This is a genomic window from Paenibacillus sp. NPDC093718, from assembly GCF_050279985.1.
Taxonomy (GTDB): domain Bacteria; phylum Bacillota; class Bacilli; order Paenibacillales; family Paenibacillaceae; genus Paenibacillus_AQ.
In genome coordinates this window covers 165,136-190,829 of record NZ_JBNNUS010000006.1, presented here as the reverse complement: position 1 = coordinate 190,829, position 25,694 = coordinate 165,136, and the positions used below count along the sequence as shown (strand labels likewise).

The window sequence follows — 25,694 nt, the reverse complement described above, 5'->3', positions numbered from 1 at the left end:
GCTCCAATATTATCGAGTCTATCTGGTTCCCTATTGTCATATACTAATTACAAGAATACAAGATTAAAAGAAAGGAGAGAATTTCATTATGTCTTCTCGTCCAATCGGTCTCTCATCCGCTGCCAAGCGCATCCGCCGGATCCTCGACCCATCCTACCCGCTTTGCCGCGAAGATGTGATCTGGGTGCTTCATTTTGTCCAAAAAAAAGTGGCTCTGAAGGATCCTGCACTGCTGGATCTTTCAAAGCCACGTTTGCTGCAAAATTTCAACAGTTACTGCGAAGCCGCGCTGCTCTTGCTCGGAAGCGGAAACCACATCCATACCAAGAACCACGACATCCGCACCTGTCTCATAGAAGCCATGCACGGACTTCCTGAGCTGGCGGAGGCGCACTCCCCTTCTCAAGCCCGCACGGTTGAAACTCTGAGCTCTCCCCCGACGAACGGAAATCATTCTAGCTCCCCAGAGTGAAATTGCTCCATTCATGCTGCCAGGAAAGCAGAATTAATCCATCCAGGGAGGATGGGATTCATACTGCCATAAAAAGCAGAATTAATCCATCCAGGGAGGATGGGATTTATACTGCCATAAAAAGCAGAATTAATCCATCCAGTTATAGTGGAAGGTTCCTTCTTTGTCCACGCGTTTAAACGTGTGAGCTCCGAAGTAGTCACGCTGAGCCTGCAGCAGGTTCGCCGGCAGGTTTGCGGTGCGATAGCTATCGTAGTATGCAAGTGCGCTGGAGAACCCAGGAACCGGGATGCCCAAGGATACCGCAGAAGCAACAACCTTACGCCATGCATCTTGATAGGATTCAATAATATCAGTAAAGAACGGATCCAGCAGCAGGTTCTTCAGCTCAGGATTGTTCTCATAAGCATCTGTGATGTTCTGCAGGAAACGGGAACGGATAATGCAGCCGCCGCGCCAGATTTTAGCGAGGTTGCCGTATTGCAGGTTCCAGCCGTACTCATCGGAAGCCACGCGAAGCTGTGCGAAGCCTTGAGCGTAGGATACGATCTTGCTTGCAAACAGCGCTTTACGCACATTTTCAATGAACTCGGCTTTGTCGCCGTCAAATGCAGCTGCTTTTGGACCATTCAGGATTTTGCTTGCCGCCACACGCTCTTCTTTCATTGCGGACAAGAAACGGGAAAATACGGATTCGGTGATCATGGACAGCGGCACGCCCAGATCCAGGGAGCTTTGGCTTGTCCATTTGCCTGTTCCTTTTTGCCCAGCGGTATCCAGAATCACGTCAACCATCGGCTTGCCGGTTTCTTCATCATATTTGGAGAAAATGTCAGCCGTGATCTCGATCAGGTAGCTGTCGAGTTCGCCTTGGTTCCACTCAGTGAAGATTCCGTGCAGATCCTTCGCATCGAGGCCGAGTACGTCCTTCAGCAATTGGTAAGCTTCGCAAATAAGCTGCATATCGCCATACTCGATACCGTTGTGAACCATTTTTACATAATGGCCGGCACCGTCTGGTCCGATATATGTACAGCAAGGCTCTTCGTTAACTTTAGCGGAAATGGCTGTCAAAATAGGCTCAACCAGCTTGTAGGCACTTTCTTGTCCGCCAGGCATGATCGATGGACCTTTCAACGCGCCTTCTTCGCCACCGGAAACCCCAGCACCGATAAAGTTAAAGCCTTTTTCAGCCAGTTCTTTGCTGCGGCGCTGTGTGTCAGGGAAATAAGCGTTACCGCCGTCGATGATGATATCGCCTTTGTCCAAATGTGGAATCAGCTGTTCAATCGTAGCATCCGTAGCTTGTCCCGCTTGTACCATGATCAGGATTTTACGAGGAGTTTCAAGGGAATCCACGAATTCTTCGATCGAGAACGTCCCCTTCACTTGCTTGCCTTCGGTTTCCTTCAGCATATCTTCCGTTTTTTGCGGAGAGCGGTTATATACGGAAACGGTGAAGCCTTTGCTTTCGATGTTCAGGGCCAGGTTTTTTCCCATTACAGCAAGGCCAATCACACCGATTTGTTGTTTTGACATCTGGTTCTCCATCCTTTGCTCCAATATATTTTTAAACAACCCATCCCTATCCGAGATGATTTGCAATAATCTTATATTAACGTTTTTCATTTGACAAGTGAACCCCTGTCACAAAATCAGAACACGCGCGAAAACACCCCTTCTGTTTCGGAGTGTTGTTCGTGCTTTAAACTTGTATCCGGGTTGAAGTCATTACCACTCCAGCCTCATCAGCTCCAAGGAAAGCTCACGGAGCCTTTGCTTGCAAGCCGAAATTTTGTCTTCGTTCCCCTCTTGAAGCGCCGCATGGAGCTTCTCAAGCTCATCATCGGTTTCCAGCCTCGACAGCAGCAATCGCTGTTCCCCTACATCCGATTCAAACAGCCGCAGCATTTCTTGCTCCGTCATCGGCGTCCCCTTCTGAAACAGCACCCGCTGCCGGTAACCGGATATTTCCACGAGCCTTATGACCTCACCGAACAAAATATTCTCGATCAAAATTTGCCTGTCCTTGAAACGTTTGACGACAGCATGGCCACGGGTATTCTCGATCAATTTCTCCATCCATTCCGCGAGTTTGGGATCACGAATCATATAATCGCCTACCAGTTTAAAACCGCTTCCTGTTCGTTGAAACCGCAGCTTTACCAGCTTGCGACCTGTTCGGATTGAAATGACAAACTGCGTATCATTCTCGCTCCAATAAAGCGAATATCCTTCCTGGATCAATTCCTTGATTAGGTCCTGGATATGCCGGCGATCAAACCGGAGCTCCAGGTTGCAATACTCCACTTCCTCGCTCTTATTCACGGCACTCCCTCCTCCGGTTTACTACCGATCATTAAACGGCGGTGAAGATTTCCCCCATGGCTGCTTTTGATGTTGTCTTATCTATATCTTATACTCCATCTTATGTAACGGTAACTTGGTTTATTGACTATTTTTAACCCACATGAACATACGGTGAAGCTTTTCTGGGCAATGCGTGATGTCCATTCGCCTTGTGGTATAATAAGTTATCCAAAAACCGAGTTTAGTAACGATATCATCAACAACAGGGAGGCCATCACATCCTATGACGGTTACCGGATTTACAGATCAAGATTTCGACGTATTCTCCGTTCCCGGGCTTGAAGCCCGTATGGAGGTTCTCATTGAACGGGTAAGACCCAAGCTGGAGGCGTTAGGGGCTGAATTGGCACCTTATGTATCGGCATTGGCTGGGGAAGAAATGTTTGTGCATGTGGCGAAGCATGCAAGACGCACTGTCAATCCTCCCATTGACACCTGGGTCGCTTGGGCTGCCAGCAAACGCGGCTACAAAGCACTGCCTCATTTTGAGGTGGGCATGTTCGGAACCCATCTGTTTGTTATCTTCGCGATTATTTACGAAAGTCCCAACAAGACCGTGTTTGCCGGCAACCTGGAAGCAAAGCTGAAGAAAACAGCGAAGGCACTGCCTAAACATTTCTACTGGTCCATGGATCACATGAACCCGGCCGGCACTCCTCATCAGGATATGAGCGTGGAGGATTTCACGCGTCTGATTGAGAAGCTAAAGCAGGTGAAAAAGGCTGAGGTCATGTGCGGACTGCGCATCCCGCGCGAGGAAGCCGTCAAGCTTGAAGGGGACAAGCTGGTGCAAAAAGTGCAGGAAACGTTTGAGGCACTGCTTCCGCTTTATAATATGGCGTTTTAATGAGCATGATATGTTAATGAAAAGGGCTGCTGTTGCAGCTCTTTTTTTAGATTATAGAATTTATAAATTTTCAGCGAAGCTGAACAATTCTATAATCGCAAGAAAAACTTCCTTTAACCGCGGTCTGTCTTCTGAGAAAGTACGTCGATAGACGTTTTTCTTATGGATGATATTTTAATGAAGGAACGATGAAGATCTATGTTGCTCCCTTATAATATGTCTAAAGTTTGAAGCGTTATGGGACATAGCAAAAAAAGCCGTTTAATCTCCTTGCATTCCCCCCCTATTTTGCTATACTCAATTTTGTTTATATAAAAACAGAAATCAACAAATCATAACAAAATAAACATAAGGAAAGGTTGTGACAACGTCCATGGACCACAGTCGTACACCGCTCTTCACCGCACTTAAAGAACATGCGGCCAAAAACCCCGTGCAATTTCACATTCCGGGGCATAAGAAGGGCCTCGGCACCGATGCCGAATTTCGGGAATTTATAGGGGATAACGCCTTTTCTATAGATTTGATTAATATTGCGCCGCTGGATGATTTGCATCAGCCTACAGGCGTCATCGAGGAAGCCCAAAAGCTGGCCGCCGACGCATTCGGTGCCGATCACACCTACTTCAGTGTTCAAGGGACAAGCGGAGCGATCATGACTATGATTATGTCGGTATGTTCGCCTGGCGATAAAATCATCGTACCTCGCAACGTCCATAAATCCGTGCTTTCCGCCATCATTTTCACCGGGGCCAAGCCAGTATTCGTATCGCCTGCCCAGGATTCCAATGTGGGAATCGATCACGGAATCACCATCAGCTCGGTCCGAAAAGCATTAAAACGTCACCCTGACGCCAAAGCCGTACTGGTCATCAACCCGACATACTTCGGGGTAAGCGCCAATCTGAAGGAAATCGTGGATTTGGCTCACAGCTACAATGTGCCCGTTCTCGTGGATGAGGCCCACGGTGTATTGATCCACTTTCATGAAGAACTCCCGATGTCCGCCATGGAAGCGGGAGCCGATATGGCCGCGACCAGCGTCCACAAACTCGGCGGCTCGATGACGCAGAGCTCCGTACTGAACGTGAATACCAAGAACGGATACATCAATCCTTATCGCGTACAGACGATCATCAGCATGCTGACCACAACCTCCACCTCTTATATCCTGCTGGCATCGCTTGATACTTCACGCCGCAGTTTGGCGCTGCATGGACGCGAAATGGCTGCAAGGACGATTGAGTTGGCGCAATATGCACGTCATGAAGTCAATAAAATCGAAGGTTTGTACAGCTTCGGTAAAGAAATATTAGGCGGGGAAGCGACGTACTCCTATGATCCAACCAAATTGACGATCCATGTACGCCACCTCGGCATTACGGGATATGAAACCGAGAACTGGCTGCGGGATCACTACAATATTGAGGTGGAGCTCAGTGATATGTACAATATTCTGTGCCTCATTACACCGGGGGACAATCGGGAGACCATCGATATTTTGCTGACAGCGCTCCGCGAGCTTTCGAATCAGTACATGCATGTGAATGAGATTAACGAGCTGGTTGTGAAGACACCGGAAATTCCGCAGTTGTCGCTGATCCCTCGCGATGCGTTTTACGGAGATACGGAAGTTGTGCCTTTCAAGGAATCCGCAGGACGCATTATTGCCGAATTCATCTATGTCTACCCCCCAGGGATTCCAATTCTGCTTCCGGGCGAAGTGATTTCCCAGGAAAACATCGATTACATTATCGATCATGTCGAGGTAGGCCTTCCGGTTAAAGGTCCTGAAGACCGCAGCATCCAAAATGTGAAAGTCATCGTGGAAACGGATCCTATATTCTAAAATGACAGCTGTAAATACAATAAACCCGGTGCGAATGGTTCGCACCGGGTTTATTGCTTAGGAGTCTTATTCCTGGTTTGCAGCAGCGACCAGTTCGTTGTAAACCGCCTCTACTTCATTCCATTCTTCTTCGTCCTCAATATTGTAAAGAACCATTTCCTCGTTCTCTTCTTCCATACGTAGAATGACGCCGTCCGCTTCCGGATTTTCGCGTTCAAGCAAAAGCGCGTAAAGTTTCTCGCCGACATCAAATGTCTCCACAAGAACCATCTCTACTTCTTTTCCTTCTTCATCCGTCAATGTCAGCACAAACTCTTCATGCTCGTGGTCGTGGTCGTGGTCATGGTCGTGACCGCAGCCGCAAGCATCTCCGTGTTCATGTTTGTGTTCACTCATTGAAAAAACCTCACTTCGGTTAAATTATCATACTTTCGTATCGTATCACGGATAGCTTCCTCAGGTCAATTTCTACCAGGGCGCCAAAAGGCCTGTCAATTGAGCGTTGTAATGACCTTTTCGGCAATTTTCACAAAATCCGAATCCGCTTTTACTTTCACATAAAAACCAACCGAATACTTACCTGTTGTTTTAAAATCGTACGTGAAGTCATAGGTTCGGAACCAAAAATTATCCTTGCGGTCCTTCACAACCTCGGATTGAATATCCTTGATATTGCCCGAGGGATCCTCAATCGCTACTTTCACTGAATGAATATCGGTGTTTAAACTGTCGACCTGGCTAAAAACATTGAATTTCAGCTTCCCCTTGTTCACGTTGCCGAATACAGTATCTCCTTTAAACAAAAAAATATGCACGTTCGGCTTGATGACTTGAACTTGTCCATTCGCGGGATTCCAATCCACAGCCCCGTCAAATTCCCGAACCGGCACATAGGTTTTGCCATCAATTAAATATCCGCCATCCTTCAATTCATGACCGTTCAGCCAGACACGGACACGCTCATTAACGGAATCTGCGAACAAAAGGGTGCTGCCACCCATTAAAGAGAGCACTAGCATACATGCCATCACTTTTTTCCACTTCATAATAATCAATTCCCTCCATTGGCTCATCTTGTTGTTATATGTGTATACTACATGTCAAAAAACAAGTTGCGGACAATTTTGCACTTTGTGGTAAAATTTTTTCCTCGTGCGTTAAGGTTTGGTCCTACCACGAATTATACTGCATTTCGGCCCCGATTCGATCATATAATCCGTGTAAATCAATTTGGAATTCGTTAAAATATACATTAGCATACGGGGACTACACATCATATCATCAGGAGGTTTCATCCATTGACACTGACATTGCAAATGCTTGGCACCGGCAGTGCGTTTGCCAAGAATTACTATAACAATAACGCACTGATCCATGACGGAAATTTCACACTTCTCATCGACTGCGGCATCACAGCTCCTCTGGCGCTTCATCAGCTGAATAAGACGTTTAACGATATGGATGCCGTGCTTATCACTCACATTCATGCCGACCATGTAGGCGGACTTGAGGAACTAGCTTTTATTATGAAAATGAAATACAACCGTAAGCTCCCACTCTATATTGCCGAGACGCTGGTGGAACCGATATGGGAGCACACACTTAAAGGCGGCTTATATCAACAGGGACATATCTCCTCCCTGCATGATGTATTTGACGTACACCCACTAAAACCGGGAGTGAAGACCGATATTTCATCCGGTATCTCGGTAGAACTGATTCATACGCAGCATATTCCCGGCAAGGACAGCTATTCGCTTTATTTGAATGATCGGATTTTTTACAGTGCTGACATGGTATTCGATCCTATACTGCTCAACCAATTGGTGAATGAGCGGGATTGTGAAGTGATTCTGCATGAATGTCAGCTGCAAGGCCCCGGCGAGGTTCATACGACGCTGGATGAGCTGCTTAGCCTGCCACAAGAAATTCAGGAGCGCACCTATCTCATGCATTACAGCGATGAGGTCGAAGCTTTCATTGGCAAGACCGGCATCATGGAATTTGTGGAGCAGCAGCGGGTATACGAATTGTAGTTCAGTATAGATGAATAGTTTATGAGGTTTCCTGGGAACACTAATACCGGGAGGCGATTCATATGGATAATACACAACAAGAAGTCGTAGGCGTCCGTAAAAACGGAGATGGCGACATCATCGAACTTAAGCTGGATAACGGCAGTGTCGTTGACTACAAGACAGCACAACAAATGGCCAAGAATAAAGAAATCAAAAACCTGAACGTATTCCGTGGACGTGACGGTGACGAACATCTTCGCTCCAATGCGGATGGCGATCCCAGCAACAACCTGGACAATTTGCCAAACTTTTAATTTCATGACTAAAAAGACCTCGAGTCTATACTCGAGGTCTTTTCTTTTTAAACAGTAAAGGATCATTAGCACCTTAATATGGTAAGAAGCCTACAGTTCCTTTTTCATACGAACGTGGGGAATGCCAGCATCATCAAACGGCTCGTCCGAAATCGTTTCATACCCCAGCTTGCGATAAAATGCCTCCGCTTGCACCTGCGCATCCAGCACGGAATACTGCAGTTTCAATTCACGCGCCTGCGCTTCCAATGCCATCATCAGCACGCGGCCAATCCCTTTGGAACGGAAGGGCTTACGAACCGCAATTCGCTGCATTTTGGCGGAATCTTTATTGTAATAGATGATACGTCCGGTTGCCGCGTACTGTCCCTCCGATTTGATCAGGACATGAAAAGCATCGGATTCCAGACGATCGTAATCATCAATCTCCAGGTCAATCGGCACCTTCTGTTCAAGGACGAAGACATCCTTCCGGATATCCAGCGCCTGCTGCAATTGCTCTTCGGTTGATACATTTATGATTTCTGCTGCCATTTCAACACCTCTTTATGTAGAATCAATTCCTAGTGATATCGCAGATCGAGATATTATACAAAATAATCGTTTTCCTGTATAGTATAAGCTAACGTTTTTTTGAAAGGAGCATGGCCTTTATGGGCATGGGAACCACGATATTTTGGGCTGTTATCATCTCAGCCATTATCATCTACCCTATCTTTTGGGCGATTAAAAAAGGTTATTCCCGCAAATGGGATGAGGAATAACATCGGCCGTTTGACAGCAAACCGCCAGCCTGCCAGCCGACGGTTTGCTCTGCTCATTGTTAGAGGCAAAGGATACAGACATTTTCTAAGACCGATCTGTTACGGATTTATTGCTGGATCCCTTTATGGTTGGAGATCACGTAATGTGTCCACCGAATCCATCGGCGGTACCGGCTCCAGTGCCCCGCTTCCCTGCTTGGAATACACGTCCTGATCTACAGAGCGGCCGTAAACATCGAGCATTACAGGCGCTGCTGATCCATGGAGCGGCTCCAGCTGCACCGACGTTCTCTCCGGGATACTGCAACCGCTGCCTAGTACAGTTACCCCCAGCAACGAGAGCACAAGTCCGGCTCGTTTGAAATGATGGGTTTTCCCACCTGCCATGCCATTCACGCTCCTCCACTGGCAAAATCATGCTGTATTTAGTCTGAACCGGAATGTGATTTTTTATAACGAGAAAACCATTGACAGTCGCATTATCTGCTGGTAATATATGAATTACCTTTTTAAATATTTCATGATCTGTTAGCTCAGCTGGGAGAGCACTATCTTGACAGGGTAGGGGTCAGTGGTTCGAGCCCACTACAGATCATAACCGAGAGTCCTTGATGCCATTGGCGTCAAGGTTTTTTTCTTTTTCCCTTCTTTAGATTAGCTAGCTGAATTTCACCGATAGGGGACGAATTGGGGGGACAAAATCGGGACATGGATGCGAAACGCCATTGTTGATCAAAATTCGGAGCCATTTTCGTTCCAGATTAGGATGCATACGTCCTCCTTCCTTTCTCGGGTCTCCAGGACAGAATATTATGTTCATTAAACACTCGAGGTTTTCCCGTCTCCAGACACGTTGCCCGAATGCGCTGATCCCGAATACTGTGAATCTGTATTTTTCGTTGGGTGATGTTCCCTTTCCGGTCTTCATAAATGATTTCTATAATTTGCTCCAGGTACTTCTCAAACATAATGCAATCACCTCAGACTAGAACGTTTGTTTGTATTATATGCGAACATTCGTTCTTCTAACAATGTCAATTTTACCCTGACTTCACTTGATAAAAGGAGAAAGCAGTATTCCTGGTAATCATAACTACAGTTTAATAAGCCTTAAAATACTATGTTGATGTTGACCTTAAGATAAAAAAAGAAAAATCCGGCACCTAGTAGGGACCGGAAACCAATTAACAGAATAAAACGTATTCATATTTTAGAAAGGTTATTTCAAAAGCTCTTCAGGTGTATCACCACTATACACAAATACAGGACTTGCAGAATTAACAAAGAATACAGCTACCAACGTAAGAGCAGATGCAATAAATGAAAATAAGCTTTGCTTAGATTTGTTGATTACCGACACTAGTCTCACCTCCCTTCAAATGAATTAGACTTAGTGCCTGGATAAAAAATACTAAGGATAAGGTTGGTGACTGAATGAAAAAGTTTACCCCAACAATAATACAGCTGATTAGACGAAGTTTAGGATAATGTTTTCTTGGTATTCTTGATTGCTTGGCAATTTTACTGGGGGCAAATAAAACTACTAGCAACAAACTTAGGATGTTGATAATTTGTGTAGGCAGTTCTCCTAAATCAACAAAAGAAGCTGCAGTAAACAAAGTTGTAGTAATAGCAATACAACCAGCGCCAGTCTTAACGTGGATTCCTCCTGAGAACTGTCTTAGCAGTGCAAAACCTATCAAACCTATAGTAGCCTGCTTCATGTGTCCAGTATAAATTGATATTAATAAAGTAAACGTAACAATAAATAATATATTTAATAGAATGGCAATAGCATGCTTTAAAACACCAACAGATGAAGGGTGTTCAGGTACTTGTCGTTTAATGCCTTCCGATATCCAAAGGGCGGCTCTTTCAATCATTAATTGTCACTCCTTTGTTTGGATCGCATAGAATAAGAAAATACCAAAAGTTATACCAAAAAAGAGAAGAAGAAGCCATAACCGATTAAGATAAAATAATATCGCCAATAATATCAAAACAACTACGATGAGGGAGATTAGTAAGATGTGTTCAAATCTAATACGCAACTTTTCGAGATCATATGTAAAACCTATTGCATACTTATACATAATCCAAGAAATAAGTAAACCCGTTACTGATGATAATAGCTGAAGTACATAGCCATCTACTTCATGGTTGTGCGTGGCTTCTATTGAGCCATACAAAGTTAGCATGTAAAAGACCTGAATTAATGCATAAAACATATAACCAAGTATGGTGCAGATAGCCGACCAGATGACTGGGATCTTAATAATGGCTGAGAATAAGAAAACGAAGATTAGCACGGTAATAAGAGGGGCTAGAAAATCCAATTGAAGTTCGTTGCGCATGATGAAACTTTGTAAGTTGGCAAGGATCATGACAATCAACGCCTGCCATATGTACTCTGTCGTCTTGAATCTAAGCAATGTCATGATTAGTGAATAAATCGCCAGTGTTTCAAATGTTGAAAACACCATAAACCAAATAACTTCCATTCAAAGATTTCCTCCCTAGCACCATAAGAAATGGTTAAAATGTGTACTACGCCACTTCCCGATTTATCCTGATTACACTGATGGTTATAACGTCCATAAATAAACGGTATACCGACAGACCCTCAGTTTCTATCGAGTCGTCTAATGATGCATGTTCTTGAGGTCAATTCCGATGGCGCCTGCCACTTCTTATATGTCTGGAAACTGTGATGGAAAATGCAAAAACATTAACGTCGTTTATGTCTCCGACTTGGCCCAAAAATTCTAAAAAAGAACAACTTAGAACTTTATACGCCAAAACGAATTTAATCACTGCAACGTTCAATCCATATACCAAACGAAAATCAAGCATTAGTTATCAAGAATCCACGACCTTGCGAAAATGACTAAGCCAGAATAAACTCAGTTTCTACTATATTAACATCCTGACATCATCTAAGTTGATTATATAAGGCCCGGAAGGCATAACAACAGGTAATTAAATACATAAGTGGGGGAATCCATCATGGATCTATGAAGTGAAGGATGAAATAGGAAGTTAATTTGCTACACCGCTATTATATACGAACTTACGTTCTCGTTCAACCGTTTACAATCTAAAAATGAAAGAAGAGGTATCCCAATCTCGGGTGCCCTTCCCTTCCACCAATCCTTAAAAGATAGGTACCGATGCTTGTTAGCAGATATGTTTTTGTGTATGTTAATTATAAACTGAAAATGCTATAACCTGGAAGCTCCCGGGCCTCCAGCCATGCTATCCGGGTGGAGCGAAGGAGACTGGGGAATCAGCCTGGCCCCGTCCTCACTGCCCGATCTAATTCACATAACCCTGCACCCGGTATGGTTCTTTACCCGGCAGCTGGTCCATATTTCATCCTCTTAGCGTAACCCACTAATCTTCCCCTGCTCTTCCTGTCATTCCCCGATTCACTTATACAGCTTGGTCCATGCCAAGCCATTGGCAACGAGCAGCATCAGGATATATGCCAACATACCATAGGGAAACGTGCTGCTTACATAGTGCAAACCGCATAATCCACCCACTACAATCACGAATAGCAACACCCACCAGCCGTCTTTCTGCTGAGCCATATTAAACGCTTGAGAGAACGGTGGATTGCGCAGAATTGCCTTGGCTGTTAGAGGAATCAACACCAAGCCGGTAAGAAATATAATGAGAACATCCGGGAAAATCCGGATACCGAACAGGATCAGGAACAGAATCGCATTCACAGCGAACAACGGTAGGAACATTTTTATGGCAAAAGCCTTTAAAGCACCTTGGTATAAGGGACTCATGCTTGGCATTGGGGCTGACCCAAACAACCAGAAAGCCTTGGGCTTTCCTGAGAATTTCAGCATCATCACGACCGTAACAATCATGATGAGCATGACGTGCAGCACATAGTACGAAGATCCCCTACCGATTTCCTCCAGAGAGGAATTACGGATCGTGGAGAAAAAGAACAAATAGGGCAGCAGTACGGACAATCCGAGCGTAGGGTACACCTTCAGCTTGAATTCTCTCTCGTTCTTCAACATGCTGGCAGATAACCGGAAACATGCCTGCTCTGTACGCGAACGGCATACGATTTTGGCCAAAAACCTGTCAAACCGTCCACGCTCCCGCCCTTTTCCCGCTTCGCTGTGAGCCAGCTTTTCCAGATTCTGCTCGAAGGATGGAATATAACGGAGGTACACCATTATAAGCAGGATCGGAACAAACACGGCCAGTAAGGAGAGAACCATCAGCCACCCGTCCCCCTCGCCGAACATCCATTCAAATGGAGCCGCAAACCAGACGGGCGGAAGAAAAATCTGCCACCAGGCCGTCGTAAATACCAAATTGAAATCGATCAGATCAAACGAACGGATCACGAACTGATAGCCGATGGCCAGCATGGCCGAAAGTCCAATCTGTACATAATTAATCAGATCCTTCAGTTTCTCTCCATCCCAATACTTGAGCAGCAACAGATAAACCAAAGAGGTGCTCACCAGAATGAGCATATTCATCAAAATTAACTCCAGAATATATATCAGTAAAAACAGCACGCCATGCTTGATCAATCCAACGACCAGCGAACCTGCTGATAGCGCCCCGGTCAGCAGCAGCAAATAAATTCCGGCATGAATCGATCTAGCCAATCCGACCGTGCGGCCGTCGATCGGTTTCGTCATCAAAATGCTGCGGTCGCGCACATCCAAAAGCACGGATGAGAAATCCGAAATCATAGAGGTCATGATCAGGAACATGAGAATGGCGGACAGGATGCTCATCGGCATTAAATATTCCGGATCGCTCCAGAACACAAACGGCGTCAGGACAAGCCCGATTAAGCCATATAACCAGAGGGAACTGACAAACAGATTCTTGTCCTGATCTTCCGCCTTCCGGCTGTTTGAAGATAATATGACGGGTGCCCGCCTCGAGTCCATCAGCAGCTTGACATGCAGGATCCGCCGCAGCTTTTCATAGTCAACGCCCATTCTCGAAATAACCCCTTGAAATCGATCCAACAGTTTCAGCATTCGAAATGATGATTCAGATCCCCCCATATCAACTTCCCTCCCGAACGATCGATACGAACCGTTCAGCGATGCTGGCATGGTTATTGAAGCCCGTCAGCTGATTGAACACCTCTTCCAGCGACCCCTCATGGGAATGCTGCTGCAGCTCTTTAAACGTTCCGTCGGCCACCACCCGGCTGTCTGCGAGCAGAACGATCCGGCTGCTGATTTTCTCAACAACGTCCATAATATGTGAGGAGTAAAAAATCGTCTTGCCCTGGGCCGAGAGTTGGGCCAATACTTCCTTGACCACCATCACGCTGTTCGCATCCAGCCCGCTTAAGGGCTCATCCAGAAACAATAGATCAGGGTCATGCAGCAGGCTCGAGATCAGCAGCACCTTTTGCCGCATTCCTTTTGAAAACGTAGCGATCCGTGAGTGATAGGCCTTTTCCATGTCAAAACAGTCCATCAATTGCTTCGCCTTATAATCCGCTGCATCATATGTAAGTCCGTACAACTCGCCTGTAAAAGTCAAATACTCGGCAGCCGTTAACTGATCGTACAATTCCGCCACCTCGGGCACATATCCGATTCTCCGTTTATAATCGATATCCCCGTCGGAAATATCCTGACCGAATATGCGGACGGTCCCCGTGTACCCCTCAACCAGCCCGAGCATGATCTTGACCGTCGTGCTCTTTCCGGCCCCGTTCGGACCGATATAGCCTATCATCTCACCGCGGTTGACCTTCAGATCAATTCCGTTCAATACATAACGGTTATCATATTTCATGCGCAGGTCTTCAATCGATAACACTTCATTTTCGGACATGATATTAATCTCCCATTCTCTCATTGTCTTCACATACCTACCTTATTATGGAAGTAGAGGAAAATCAACCTTTTGACGCATACTCGCTCTGCAATATCCCCATATGCACAATGTCATGCCAGACCCCATTCCGGTACAAGCTCTGTCTCGAGCTGCCTTCGTGGACAAATCCGATTTTTTCATACAGCTTGATCGCTTTATGGTTGAAGGAAAATACCCGTAAGTTTACCCTGTGCAGATTCAGCTCCAAAAAAGCATAATCGAGTAAAAGCGTCATCGCTTCAAAACCGTACCCCTTGCCCCAATAGGTCTTTTCGCCAATATCGATGATACACTCCGCATTCCGGTTCTTGGTATCGATATGAATCAATGACATGATGCCGATCGGTCTGCCCGTTTCCTTCAACAGGATCAGATAGCTCCTCGAGGAGGAAGAGCCCAGAATCACATGCTGAACGAAGTCCTTGGTTTCCTCCAGTTGATAAGCATCCAGGCAGGGACTGGTGGATTGCATCACTTCGAGATCATTCCGCCAGGTATGATACAGCTCCGCGTCATTCATCGTCATTTTTCGACATGCCAATCTAGCAGAATCAAATAGCATTCAAAAAGCACCCTTTCTATAATCATGATTCTATTATTATTGGATTTAACATTGCGCAGAGAGATTGTATGAACGTTTCCAGCTGCTCCGGCACGCAAGTCACAGTCGGTCCGAGCTGGAAGGTATCCAGCATGAGTCCGTTCAGAAACGAGACCATATACCGCGCGATGGCTTCCGGTTCCAATCGGGGCCGAAACTCCCCTTGCTCCTGACCCTTCCGAATAACCCGTCCCATGGCCTCAACGGTCAGTTGATATCGTTCGGTTATATAGGGATAATCCTTCTTGGCATGAACATAAGAGGAAGACAGGAAAAATTCAGCCCTGGCCAATACAAGCGAATGCTGGACTAGCGAAATATCACCCTGCTGTTTCTGAACCCAGTCCATCAACTGATTCCATATCGGGTATTGCAGATCCGGTTCAAACAAACGGAGCGTCTCTTGGTCATCAAAGCGCAGGACCTCTATAAATACATGCTCCACATTACCAAAATACGCATATACAGCCCCCCGGGACATACCGGCTTCATCCATAATGTCCTGCATCACCGTGCGGGTATAGCCCTTTCTAATAAAGACGCGTCTGGCTGCCGTCAATATTTCATGTTTCTTCTCCCGTTTGTATTCCTCACTAACCCGTGGACACATAAGTCATTCCTCTCCCGACCTTTAACATGAATATCGATTCCACGAACTTCACCTCATCATAAACGACATAAGTGTCGTTTTTTAATTCATTTCATCATAAACGACATTAATGTCATTTTCAAGAAACATCTGTGGTAAACACGAAAAGCCTCTTGATAAAATCTCTTCAGAGGTATTTGCGTACAGCCAAGCCACAACAATGTTATCCCCTCCCCTCCTTATATTTCTCTTTGAAAACAACTTGTTCTATTTTTTTGCTAATGCACATTTCCGTCAACATTCGCGAAAAGCTGCATATATATGGGGGAGAACGAAAAGAGGTGATCGGACATCATTAAGGGCATCAGCCGCATACTGATCTTCACCTTACTGCTGGTTTTCTTTTTCCCCGTCGTATCCCATGGCGCTTCCGGACAGAAGCTGGACAGTAAGTACACCAAGTACGCACAGTTTATCGTCATTGATAAATCCACCAACAAACTGACGTATTACGAAAAAGGCAAGGTCATAAAAACGTTTCCCGTCGCCACAGGCAAAAAACCCTCCTATACGCCAGAAGGCCTGTTCAAAATCCACGAAAAAGTGAAGAACAGACCTTACTACAAGGAAGGCATCAAGGGAGGAGACCCGCGCAATCCGCTAGGGGACCGCTGGCTCGGCATTAATGTGAAAGTAAACGGCAGAGTTAGCTACGCATACGCCATTCATGGAAACAACAACGCCAACTCGATCGGAAAGTACGTGTCGGCAGGTTGTATACGGATGCATAATAAAGACGTACGCTGGCTCTACGACAAAGTGAAAATGAATACCCCCGTCCTCATCCAAAAATAAGAGCGCAAAAAGCCAAACACATTTATGTGTCTGGCTTTTTTCAAACTTGACGTTTACGATCCATATTCCGCTCCGAATTCAATAATATTGCGGTCTGGATCCAGTACGAAAATTTGCGCAAAACCGGCAACGCTGTCAGGATTATCCACATACTCAACGTCCATTCGGTCCAGCCATTCCTTCGTTTCGCGGTAACTTTTCACCCAGATTGAGAAATGCCCGTCCGTCGTATCGATTCCGCGCTCCCGCAGCGTATCACTGATCGGATGCTCCAGCAGGTGGAGCTGCTGATCTCCGACAGCGTACCAGACGCCTTTGGAGGCAAACGGCGGGCGCGGCAGCTCCTGAAACTTCAGCACCTCCGAGTAAAACGCCTTTGCTTTCTTCAGGTCGCGCACCGCCAAGCTAACATGGTGCAGCCTTTCAAATTGAATCATGAATCACACCCCCAGGTATGTAACTTTATTCTAAAGGATACCTTATACATTATATAACATGAATCAACCATCTAAGGGGGGAGTTTACCATGGACATCCATTCGGAGGAATATAAAATTGCCTCACTCAATGGGAATGAAGGTACCTTGAAAGCGATTGAAGACGCTGAGACCAAAATTGCCGAGCTTACAGGCAAAGAGATCACGCTAATTGCCTACGAGAAAGACCAAAACCAAGAAAAGAATCAATAATACGCGAGTAAAAAAAAGCTGCCCTCCAACCGTCCGCGAAAGACCTAGGAAGAGCAGCTTCTTCATTATAGAAAGCAGGATGCGGTCACGGCCGCTTGATAGGTCACGTTTACCTCCAGCGACCTGTCGGTAAGACCATTCTGATCGAACAGCAGCCGGTCCTCCTCAAGCTCCTCAATCTCTTCGATGCGTCCTTCCACATAATCCGCAAGCCGGTCCCTCGTGGATGAGATTCGTGCCAACAGCCCTCCATAGCGGAGATCCAGCACTTCCCAGCCAAAAGGCTTATACGTGTCCATCCAAAGCGCCCGGTGCGAAATGCGCAGTGCCTCAATGCGCTGCTTTAATGCGGACAACGGGGAATCTGCTGCGTTAGCAAGTTCGGCCAGCAACTCCTTTTTTCCTGACTGGTACAGCCTTCTGAGCGTAAGGCTCAACGTGCTTTTGATAATGAGTACCGACGCCAATTTTTCATAAAAATCATACAAACGGCTAAACGGTGCCGGAAACTGCTCCTTACAGTGCCTCCATCTCTTCTCCAGCTCGGCATAATCTCCAGGCAGCACAGATTCCGCTTCACCTTCAACATGCTTGTCCAGCAGTCCCAGCAAAGGATCCTGCCACAGCAAATACTTCGAGGGATTGGCCATCCAGTGATTTCCCTCCGATACGCCGGGAACCTCATCCATAAGGTATCCCCCGTATACATCATCAGCCCGTTCAGCCCCATCAGGGCCATGTAGCGGATAAACTGCTTGATCACCGGGACCTTGAGAACGCCATTGCGCGAAACGTCGAGCATCGTGGCGTTAACGTCGAACTTCGGTTCCTCCGTTAGTTCGAATTGCGCTAGCTAGCTCCCTGGCCTGTTCCAGAAACACACCCATAGCACGGAAAAAGTGTATGGTTTCTTGGTAACGGATCGTCCCCTGCCCATCCTTCAGTGACAGCTGAATCGGTCCTTGCGCTTGAATGGCCCGCATCTTTAAGCCCTCTCTCTCTGTGATTCGGATGTCCAATATTTCCGAGAGTTCGCTGATGCCTTCAAGCAATTTCCCCTCCAGGTTATCAAAATGAATCTTCATGTCATTCCTCCATTACCCCATTTTTGAGATGCTGCCTATCATTATAGAAGACAGTAAAGCCCGATCCCTGTAATTTCGGAATCGGGCTTTACTGGGCTGGGACGTACATCATTCCCAGTGCTATATAATAAATGCTTACTTGACCGAAACTTTAACGCCCAGTGTCACGATTTCGTGAGGCTTAACCGGAAGCGTGAAGGTTTCTTGATCATCAAAGCTTTGAACCGCTCCCTCTACTTCCAGAATAGAGCTCTTATAAACGCCCTGGGAAGGCAGAGAAGATTTCAGCTTCAGCTCTGTATCCGTGCCTGCCATATTGAACCAGCGCAGCATCAGATCACCGGTCTTCGGATTTACTTTCAGGGAAGAGAACGCAAGTTCTTCATGGCTCCATTCAAGCGGTGCAGAAGTCGATGCGACGGCGCCTGCATGGACTCCGGTCTGTGCAACCGTCCATGGGATTTGGAACTGGTAAGCCTCAGCGTATGCGCCTGACTTCATGCCGTCTCCCTGATGCGGAATGACCTCCATACGTACGGTATGAACGCCGATGCACTGAGCCTCAGGTGTAGGGAAGTACCCCCAATCACCGAGCTCGCCTACGGAACGAAGCAATGTAACGGCGATGGTATTCCGGCCGTCACGCAGGACTTCGTATTCATTCAAGCCCTGGTTAGCTACCGTCAACCCTGCGGTAGCCGTCGTAACGTCAACGAAAGCCTGTTGATGAGCCGTATAGCTCGGGTTCTCCCATTCGGCAGCAGGTTCGTTATCCCGTGTCGCCACTTCAAACATGGAATCCACGTTATGGGACGATGCCTGCAGGTCCGTCGGGAACAATGCACGCACCCGATGATCCTTCGCCTGATTATCCATCGTTGCTTCGATCTCCACGCCTTTGCCGCTGCGGTTCAAGCTGACCACGGTACGAATGCGCATCGGCACCATATCGCTCGATCTTTGCGCTTTGCGGTTTGGATAATATACAAGCTCATGCTGCTCTTCATCCAGCTTGCTGTCAGCCATAGCCGGAATGGACCAGTTATGAACGATTTCAATGGATGCGCGGTAAGGCGTATCTTCCAGAACCGAAATTTGGGCGGTTTGGCCTTTCGTAGTCAATGCCGCTTCGCCATCCGGCTGTTTGTACATATATTCGTTACCGATATCTCCGGTATTTTCATAGACGCCCAGATCGCGGTATACTTGTCCGTTCTTTTTATCTGTCAAGGAGAAGGAACCGTCCTCTTGGATCTCAACCTTGATCAGCTCATTCTCCATCACATTGGCATTGCTGATCAAGGATTCAACCTCGGCAGGCTTCACTTCACTCTTCACCCAAGCATAAGTAGTCAATCCCATTGCAGGAATTGCACTTGCCTCGAAGGTAAGTCTCACACGGCGGCACATATACGGCTGGCGGAAACGGTCGTCCGGCAGATCGTACCCGAACTGAAGACCCAGATCCTCAACGGTGCAAGGTACAGCTTGACCTTGAGCGTTAACCAGCACACGGCCGGACAAGTCGATTTCCTTCATCCGGCGGCTGGTTTCCTCCAAAGAGTAACCTTCCCGGAAATAGAGCCGTTTCGCGTCCAGCTCGATGTTGACCGTACCGCTGCGGCTCCACCCCGTCGTATTGAATACAACAAGCGGCAGCGGATCGGATCCCCATTGCTCGAAGGCGCTCGTGTCAACGGCATCAGCTATGACGCGAACGCTGTCGTCCACGATATTTTCGGCCACGTGTGCGCTTTTCTCAAAGCGGGTAACCATCTCGCGGTGAACTTCGTCCACGCTGCAGCCGCAGATGCTGTCATGCGGATGATTCTGCATCAGCGTCTTCCATGCGTAGGTGAACAGATGATGCGGATAATCCTTGCCCAGCAGGCTGGCGTAGGATGCAAGCGGTTCGGCCACTTTTTCAAGCAAGGTCTGGCCGCGCTGGTTCATCTGCTTCAGGTACACGCGTGCCGAAGCGGTATTTACGAGCGTTCCCCATCCATCGGTACGCTGACTGCGCAGCTCTCCTTTGACGGAGGAAAGATCTTGCGGCAGCTTCTCCCGAACCGCTGTCAGGTAATCGTCAAAATTAGAGTGAATAAACTCCGTATCCGGATACAGCTTCTTCGCTGTACGGATGCCTTCCGGAAGATCGGTCTGTATCGGCTGATGGTCACACCCGTTCATATAGAGCAGCTCAGGCGTGGAAGCATACTTCTCGGCATCCGCCAGCTTGCGGTCCCAGAATGCCTTCGCTTCCGCTTCATCAACGGGAACCTCGTTACCGTTACTGTACCAGTTGGCAAACAGGATGCCCAGCACCTTGGAGCCGTCCGGACCTTCCCACATCAGCTCTGAGAATGAGGACTCATAGCCGCTGTCGGAGACGGTATTGTTAAAGCCCGTTGGCTTCACGCCCCGGCCGAAGAAGGCATTATCAATGCCAGACTGCAGCATCAACTGCGGAATTTGGCCCGTAAGTCCAAATGTATCCGGGAAATAACCGATTTTGGCAACCGTGCCATAACGTTCGGCATCCTGGTGCCCGATTTGCATATTTCTCACGTTGGCTTCACTGCTTGTCAGATAGGCATCCTGCAGAATGTACCACGGACCGATAATAATGCGTCCATCCGTGATCAGCTTCTCAAGCTGCTCTTTCTTTTCGGGTCTCACCTGCAAATAATCTTCGATAATAATCGTCTGGCCATCAAGGAAAAAGCTGCGGTACTCCGAGTCCTTCCCCATCGTTTCGAGCAAGCTGTCCATGAGCTCGATCAGCCGCACATGGTGCTTTTCATACGGTAAATACCACTCGCGGTCCCAGTGAGTATGCGAAATAATATGTGCTTTTCTGGATTGATCCATCGTTTGCTTAGTCCCCCTTATGTTAGCCCTTCGATACCGTGATTTCGACCTCATCCGGACGGTACACCGATAACAGGTCACCGCTCGCATCTACTGCAAACAAGACCGAACGATCCGCTTCCAGCACGAATGAATAGATGAGGCCTGTGGAAGGATCCTTTACCTCAACGTTCGTGTCCCACGATTGCTCCGAGCCGAATACGAAGAGAGCTCCTTCTTCAAACGTTACCTTGCGTCCATATACGCCGGAATGTTCTCCGCCTTGATTCCAGATCAGCCCAGTGTCGGCAGCGGACAGCTCCAACGCATACCGATATAAAGCCGAAATGGTGTCGATTCGATCATTCAATTCTACGGGAAGCGGGCTCCAGAGGAGACGCCCTGCTCCAAGTTTCACGTCCACGATAGAGTCGCCGGCCACATCGGCCGGTTTCGCCCCGCTGCCTGCCGGAATTTCTTTGCTCAGCTCGGCAATCTTCCGATGGCCATACGATGCAGACCATATACGATCCCCAATGCGCAAGCTTTCTTCCCGGCGCACATTCGCCAGCTTCAGCTCGCCAAGCTCTTCCGTCATTCGATCGACCTGATGCCAATATGCATCCAGACCGATAGGACCTGTCAGAAGCAGCGTAGCTCCTGTTTCCTTCACGATATCCATCAACTCGGCAAACGCCTGGTCGTCGATATTGTGCGCGCTCGGCAAAATGATGAACTTCACCGGATGGTTACGCAGCGAGCTTAAATCATATTCCCCGACAGCGCGGAATGGCACGTTCAGCTCGTAAGCAAGCGCGCGCGTCGCCTTGGTCGTTGCTTCAAAAGCGAGCTTCCGGTTCGAGAAATCGTTCGAATAAGGGAAGATGACCGCGGTCTCTTCCAGCTTCCGGCCTTTAAACATGTCCCGGATGCCTTCCATGAAAGCGCCGAAATCATACGACACATCCGCTTCCGGTTTCTCCGTGCCGTCAGCGCGGACGGCTCCGATATGCGACTCATTGGCATTATCCATGTAGAAATTCGTGTTCCAGATCCAATGAATGGCTCCTGCGCCCCCTGTGGAGAAGGCGTAAGCATATTTGCGCTCCAGCAGATTCCGCAGCTCGGCTTCGCTCCGCTTCGCCCGGCCATCCGGTGTCTCTACATACATGATGCCCGTTTCCTGAATCAGGTTCGGTTTATCCGGCGTTTTGGCAAAGATGCCGTCCCAGATCAAATAGTCGTTGAACCACCAGGAGTGGACCGTCGTATAGTCTACGGCTTCGGCATAGAAGAACGGAGATGGACGCTGTGCGCCAAGTGCCTCGTCCTGTCCGACGGTAACCATATGATCCGGGCATACTTCTTTAATATCGTCATATAATTCCTTGGCCCAGCGGTTATGCATGTCCATGGAGAACAGTACGTAATCAAGCCATTGCGTGCCTTTTTTCCCTTGATGCATGTCTTGAACGTCAAAATTGATGACTTGTGGCTCCGGCGGAACCACGGAGTCAAAACCAGGCAGCTGATCAGCTGTCATATTCCAGCGTTCCTGCAAACGCTCAATCGAACCATGGCGCTTTTTCAGCCAGTCGATATAAGCTTGTTTCTCGAATGGATCCTTCGCGGAACGCGGTCCATCCGAGAAAATCTGCGGCGGATCAAACATGGATGGCTCGTTGATCAGATCCCAGTCCACATTCTTCGTATCTTTATGTCTAGTAATAATGGAACGTATGAAACGCTTCTGCGCTTCCACGCTTCGAGGATCGAGGTAAGGATTTTGGCCCTCCCAAGTCTCCGGCGTGAAGGAGAAGAACGTAAATGTTACCTGCAAATCATGCTTCTTCGCCGTTAACAGGAAGGCGTCAATCGAACGCAAAACCTCTTCGGATGCATGACCGTCCACCTGCATAATATTGCGGTATGCGGTCCAGATACCGGTACGAATCCAGTTGATGCCCGCATTGCGCATCTGTGCCATATCGCGGTCCCATACATCCGTGTTCGGAAGGAACAGGAACTTACGCGCTACATCGGACGTCATGTATGTCATCCCGACAACGGGCAGCGGGCGGCCATCCTTGATGAAGTAATCCCGATTGCAGGTTACAGGCGTTCCCGCCTGCAAAAGCTCGGAATCTGTTCCCCAGAATCCTTGTCTCAACCGGCGGATTTCCCCATCCGGTCCTTCAGCTTCACATACGACCCGATAGGATCCCGGTTTGATATCCAGCATAACCGGAATACGCTGTACATAAAATTGTCCGGTCACATCCACCGTCTCGGAATGATGCCATGATAAGGACTCATCTTGGTCGTGCTTGACGGAGATGCGGAATGTCCAGCTCTGCGGCTCTTGTACGGGTAAGCTCCGGCCAAGACGCTGTGCCTGCAGGGTCAGAATCGCACGCTCGCCGGACTCGTAGGCCGCATAATTCGGCTTGATCCACAGCTCGGTAATTCCTTTTGCGCAGAATGCCGCCCAGCGCCGCACCTCTTCTCCTCCATCCTGTTCCCAGAAAGAGGTCGAGAGAGGCTGATTCACAAACATCCAGCGTCCGCCCAAGAAAGGTCCGCCGACGTTTTCCCACAGAACGGCAGGAGCAGCGACTTCTCTTCCCTTCGCCGTGGTTCCCTTAAGGAGCGGATAAATCCGTGTATCCATCGGCCCGGCTGATCCCATCTGATGCGGCAGGTCACTGCTTTTGGTGACATGCGGAACCAGGTTCCACGTATCGCGGACGGATAACCGCTCACGGCAGCTCTCCATAACCGGAATAACGTCACTTGCAGTCAAATGGTCGACGCGTCCGCTGTCTACTGGCAGCACTTCATGAATGTGGAGCTGCTGGTGGTATGCCGTCTGTTCATGCTCCACCACCCAGGCGCCATCCTCCATACGGACAGGACGCTTGAAGGGTGCGCCACCAACGCTGACCAGGCCGCCGCCATTTCTCAGAAAATCCAAAATCGCCCTCCAGGCTGATTTCGGGAAATAAGGCGCATGCAAATTGACAAAGCTTGCGCCTTGTCCTCTTGCTGATGCCAGCGCTTCAGCCAAATTGTCTGCGCCGCACACCACATCGAATGCATTCAGCGCAGCCGCGCTAGCCGGCAAACCGGCAGCTTCTGCTGCCGGAAAGGACGGATCATAGAATACAATCAGACGCCCGCTCATAGAATCCCTGCTTTCATCGCCTGATACACCAATTGCGAGAAAAGGCTGTTGGACCAGGCAAACCAAGATCTAGTAAAGACTTTTGGATCGTCGGCATGGAAGCCTTCATGCATAAAGCCGGTATCGGCATCGGTCGCTTCCAGCAGCGCAATCATCTCCAGCTTCTCTTCTGCCGTCTGTGCCGTAATTCCCTGCATGGACAAGGCCATATGCCAGATATAATCCGGCGGTGTATGCGGACTGCCGATTCCTTTGGCAACAGCGCCCTCGTAGTAGAAAGGATTCTCTTTGCTGAGCGCAAACCGTCTGGTGTTTTGATAGATCGGATCATCTGCAGAGCAATACCCCAGATAAGGGATGGACATCAAACCAGGGGTTCCCGCATCATCCATCAAGCAGTAATTCCCGTAACCGTCTGTTTCATAGGCGTAGATCGGTCCAAACTCCGGATGGCGGTAGATGCCGTACAACTGAATCCCGTGATCCACGTCGGCTTCGAGTCGTTTCAGCTCATCGAGCAGCTTCATATCCCGGAACACCCATTCCGCGAATTCCTGCATTTGACGCAGGGCGACAACGGCGAACATGTTGCCTGGAATATTGTAGTGGAAATCGCAAGCATCATCGCTTGAACGGAAGCCGGACCAGATCATGCCCGTATAATTCACCGGCATGCCGAGCCCATTGTTGCGCAAGGAATCCGTTGGAATTCCGTTATCCCGCGTGAAACGGTAAGGCGATTTCTCGAAATGGTGCTGTTCGGTTTTGAACAGCTCGATGATTTTGATCATAGCCGACTTGAAGTTGGCGTCGAACACATCCGTAAGTCCGGTTTCCTTCCAGTACAGGTAGGCCAAACGAACGGAGAAGCATAGCGAATCAATCTCAAACTTGCGCTCCCATACCCATGGGGACATTTCGGTTTCGTCGGTTGTGTTCCAATGCCAGTCATTCGCCGATTCATTAAAGGCATTGGCATAAGGATCGATATGAATATATTGAAAATGGCGTTTGATCAATCCGCTTAAAATCCGCTGCAGCTGCGGATCATTCTTCGCAAACGGAATGTAATGGATCACCTGTTCTACCGAATCACGAAGCCACATGGCCGGAATATCACCGGTAATCACAAATGTCGTGCCATCCTCCATCAGTTTGGTTGTTGTCTCCAGCGTGTTCGGGAACGTGTTCTTGAACAGCTGAAGCAGTTTTGGACGGTGCGCGAGCTTTTCTTCAGCCTCTTGCAGAACCGCCTGAATCGATTGCGGCAGCTCAAGCTCCGGCATTGGTATTTTGGGGAGTCTGAATTGTTCCATGGT

The 25,694-nt window shown here is 48.0% G+C and carries 27 protein-coding genes and 1 tRNA gene; 8 read left to right on the top strand and 20 right to left on the bottom strand.

Annotated features, from left to right (window positions below; all coding sequences use genetic code 11):
• The first annotated feature begins 88 nt into the window (after positions 1–88).
• A complete protein-coding gene (locus tag ACQKPA_RS19225) occupies positions 89–472 on the top strand; it encodes a hypothetical protein (RefSeq protein ID WP_427494133.1) in 384 nt (127 codons plus the stop codon).
• Between the two features lie 129 nt (positions 473–601).
• Here ACQKPA_RS19225 and gndA read toward each other — a convergent pair whose 3' ends face one another.
• Positions 602–2,011 carry an NADP-dependent phosphogluconate dehydrogenase gene (gndA, locus tag ACQKPA_RS19220; RefSeq protein ID WP_181469719.1) on the bottom strand — a complete coding sequence of 470 codons (1,410 nt, stop codon included), beginning with the start codon at positions 2,009–2,011 and terminating at the stop codon, positions 602–604.
• A gap of 192 nt (positions 2,012–2,203) precedes the next feature.
• A complete protein-coding gene (locus ACQKPA_RS19215) occupies positions 2,204–2,800 on the bottom strand; it encodes a hypothetical protein (RefSeq protein WP_427494131.1) in 597 nt (198 codons plus the stop codon).
• A gap of 265 nt (positions 2,801–3,065) precedes the next feature.
• On the opposite strand from ACQKPA_RS19215, the gene ACQKPA_RS19210 reads away from it, so the two are divergent.
• Complete coding sequence (locus ACQKPA_RS19210) at positions 3,066–3,689, top strand: DUF1054 domain-containing protein (RefSeq protein WP_427494130.1); 624 nt, start codon at positions 3,066–3,068, stop codon at positions 3,687–3,689.
• 373 nt (positions 3,690–4,062) lie between these two features.
• Positions 4,063–5,538 carry an aminotransferase class I/II-fold pyridoxal phosphate-dependent enzyme gene (locus tag ACQKPA_RS19205; protein ID WP_113057154.1) on the top strand — a complete coding sequence of 492 codons (1,476 nt, stop codon included), beginning with the start codon at positions 4,063–4,065 and terminating at the stop codon, positions 5,536–5,538.
• A gap of 66 nt (positions 5,539–5,604) precedes the next feature.
• On the opposite strand, the gene ACQKPA_RS19200 is transcribed toward ACQKPA_RS19205, so the two are convergent.
• Both ACQKPA_RS19200 and ACQKPA_RS19195 read right to left on the bottom strand, forming a co-directional pair.
• A complete protein-coding gene (locus tag ACQKPA_RS19200) occupies positions 5,605–5,934 on the bottom strand; it encodes a DUF1292 domain-containing protein (RefSeq protein ID WP_427494129.1) in 330 nt (109 codons plus the stop codon).
• A gap of 95 nt (positions 5,935–6,029) precedes the next feature.
• Positions 6,030–6,584, bottom strand: coding sequence for a copper amine oxidase (locus ACQKPA_RS19195; protein ID WP_426198524.1), 555 nt, complete (start codon positions 6,582–6,584; stop codon positions 6,030–6,032).
• A 252-nt stretch (positions 6,585–6,836) separates the two neighbouring features.
• Between ACQKPA_RS19195 and ACQKPA_RS19190 the strand changes: the two genes are divergently transcribed.
• Entirely contained in the window at positions 6,837–7,574 is a 738-nt protein-coding gene (locus ACQKPA_RS19190) for an MBL fold metallo-hydrolase (protein ID WP_427494128.1), read from the top strand.
• A gap of 62 nt (positions 7,575–7,636) precedes the next feature.
• Entirely contained in the window at positions 7,637–7,870 is a 234-nt protein-coding gene (locus ACQKPA_RS19185; protein WP_071223047.1) for a DUF3892 domain-containing protein, read from the top strand.
• 90 nt (positions 7,871–7,960) lie between these two features.
• On the opposite strand, the gene ACQKPA_RS19180 is transcribed toward ACQKPA_RS19185, so the two are convergent.
• Together ACQKPA_RS19180 and ACQKPA_RS19175 are read right to left on the bottom strand one after the other, a co-directional pair.
• On the bottom strand, positions 7,961–8,404 hold the full coding sequence (locus ACQKPA_RS19180; protein ID WP_427494127.1) for a GNAT family N-acetyltransferase: 444 nt from the start codon (positions 8,402–8,404) through the stop codon (positions 7,961–7,963).
• A gap of 353 nt (positions 8,405–8,757) precedes the next feature.
• Entirely contained in the window at positions 8,758–9,021 is a 264-nt protein-coding gene (locus ACQKPA_RS19175; RefSeq protein ID WP_427494126.1) for a hypothetical protein, read from the bottom strand.
• A 135-nt stretch (positions 9,022–9,156) separates the two neighbouring features.
• Here ACQKPA_RS19175 and ACQKPA_RS19170 point away from each other — a divergent pair.
• Positions 9,157–9,229: transfer RNA gene (locus tag ACQKPA_RS19170), tRNA-Val, on the top strand.
• Between the two features lie 166 nt (positions 9,230–9,395).
• Here ACQKPA_RS19170 and ACQKPA_RS19165 read toward each other — a convergent pair.
• The 8 genes from ACQKPA_RS19165 to ACQKPA_RS19130 all read right to left on the bottom strand — a co-directional run bounded on the left by ACQKPA_RS19165 (position 9,396) and on the right by ACQKPA_RS19130 (position 15,734).
• Positions 9,396–9,602 (bottom strand): hypothetical protein, encoded by a 207-nt coding sequence (locus ACQKPA_RS19165; RefSeq protein WP_427494125.1) that lies wholly within the window; start codon positions 9,600–9,602, stop codon positions 9,396–9,398.
• Positions 9,603–9,853: 251 nt separating this feature from the next.
• The gene (locus ACQKPA_RS19160) at positions 9,854–9,994 is read right to left on the bottom strand and encodes a cyclic lactone autoinducer peptide (protein ID WP_216535636.1); all 141 of its coding nucleotides are present in this window, start codon (positions 9,992–9,994) and stop codon (positions 9,854–9,856) included.
• Positions 9,972–10,517 carry an accessory gene regulator ArgB-like protein gene (locus ACQKPA_RS19155; protein WP_427494124.1) on the bottom strand — a complete coding sequence of 182 codons (546 nt, stop codon included), beginning with the start codon at positions 10,515–10,517 and terminating at the stop codon, positions 9,972–9,974. Before ACQKPA_RS19155 ends, ACQKPA_RS19160 begins: the two co-directional genes overlap by 23 nt.
• A 6-nt stretch (positions 10,518–10,523) precedes the next feature.
• On the bottom strand, positions 10,524–11,135 hold the full coding sequence (locus ACQKPA_RS19150; protein ID WP_427494123.1) for a hypothetical protein: 612 nt from the start codon (positions 11,133–11,135) through the stop codon (positions 10,524–10,526).
• Between the two features lie 927 nt (positions 11,136–12,062).
• Positions 12,063–13,694 carry a hypothetical protein gene (locus ACQKPA_RS19145; protein ID WP_427494122.1) on the bottom strand — a complete coding sequence of 544 codons (1,632 nt, stop codon included), beginning with the start codon at positions 13,692–13,694 and terminating at the stop codon, positions 12,063–12,065.
• Between the two features lies 1 nt (position 13,695).
• Positions 13,696–14,481: an ABC transporter ATP-binding protein gene (locus tag ACQKPA_RS19140; RefSeq protein ID WP_427494120.1), complete on the bottom strand. Its 786-nt coding sequence runs from the start codon at positions 14,479–14,481 to the stop codon at positions 13,696–13,698.
• A gap of 64 nt (positions 14,482–14,545) precedes the next feature.
• Positions 14,546–15,085 (bottom strand): GNAT family N-acetyltransferase, encoded by a 540-nt coding sequence (locus ACQKPA_RS19135; protein WP_427494119.1) that lies wholly within the window; start codon positions 15,083–15,085, stop codon positions 14,546–14,548.
• 22 nt (positions 15,086–15,107) lie between these two features.
• A complete protein-coding gene (locus ACQKPA_RS19130) occupies positions 15,108–15,734 on the bottom strand; it encodes a TetR family transcriptional regulator (RefSeq protein WP_427494118.1) in 627 nt (208 codons plus the stop codon).
• A gap of 330 nt (positions 15,735–16,064) precedes the next feature.
• Here ACQKPA_RS19130 and ACQKPA_RS19125 point away from each other — a divergent pair, with 330 nt between their 5' ends.
• The gene (locus ACQKPA_RS19125; RefSeq protein ID WP_427494360.1) at positions 16,065–16,568 is read left to right on the top strand and encodes a L,D-transpeptidase; all 504 of its coding nucleotides are present in this window, start codon (positions 16,065–16,067) and stop codon (positions 16,566–16,568) included.
• Between the two features lie 53 nt (positions 16,569–16,621).
• Here ACQKPA_RS19125 and ACQKPA_RS19120 read toward each other — a convergent pair whose 3' ends face one another.
• The gene (locus ACQKPA_RS19120; protein WP_427494117.1) at positions 16,622–17,005 is read right to left on the bottom strand and encodes a VOC family protein; all 384 of its coding nucleotides are present in this window, start codon (positions 17,003–17,005) and stop codon (positions 16,622–16,624) included.
• 89 nt (positions 17,006–17,094) lie between these two features.
• Here ACQKPA_RS19120 and ACQKPA_RS19115 point away from each other — a divergent pair, with 89 nt between their 5' ends.
• Positions 17,095–17,256 (top strand): hypothetical protein, encoded by a 162-nt coding sequence (locus tag ACQKPA_RS19115; RefSeq protein WP_427494116.1) that lies wholly within the window; start codon positions 17,095–17,097, stop codon positions 17,254–17,256.
• Positions 17,257–17,321: 65 nt separating this feature from the next.
• Here the strand turns inward: ACQKPA_RS19115 and ACQKPA_RS19110 are convergent, their stop codons facing one another.
• From ACQKPA_RS19110 to ACQKPA_RS19090, 5 genes are all read right to left on the bottom strand, one after another.
• The gene (locus ACQKPA_RS19110; RefSeq protein WP_427494115.1) at positions 17,322–17,945 is read right to left on the bottom strand and encodes a hypothetical protein; all 624 of its coding nucleotides are present in this window, start codon (positions 17,943–17,945) and stop codon (positions 17,322–17,324) included.
• Between the two features lie 120 nt (positions 17,946–18,065).
• Positions 18,066–18,341 carry a hypothetical protein gene (locus tag ACQKPA_RS19105; protein ID WP_427494114.1) on the bottom strand — a complete coding sequence of 92 codons (276 nt, stop codon included), beginning with the start codon at positions 18,339–18,341 and terminating at the stop codon, positions 18,066–18,068.
• Between the two features lie 135 nt (positions 18,342–18,476).
• Positions 18,477–21,212, bottom strand: coding sequence for an alpha-mannosidase (locus ACQKPA_RS19100; protein WP_427494113.1), 2,736 nt, complete (start codon positions 21,210–21,212; stop codon positions 18,477–18,479).
• A 22-nt stretch (positions 21,213–21,234) separates the two neighbouring features.
• Complete coding sequence (locus ACQKPA_RS19095) at positions 21,235–24,375, bottom strand: beta-galactosidase (RefSeq protein WP_427494111.1); 3,141 nt, start codon at positions 24,373–24,375, stop codon at positions 21,235–21,237.
• Positions 24,372–25,691: a glycoside hydrolase family 125 protein gene (locus ACQKPA_RS19090; protein WP_194541705.1), complete on the bottom strand. Its 1,320-nt coding sequence runs from the start codon at positions 25,689–25,691 to the stop codon at positions 24,372–24,374. The genes ACQKPA_RS19095 and ACQKPA_RS19090 overlap by 4 nt, the downstream gene beginning before the upstream one ends.
• Between the last annotated feature and the right edge of the window lie 3 nt (positions 25,692–25,694).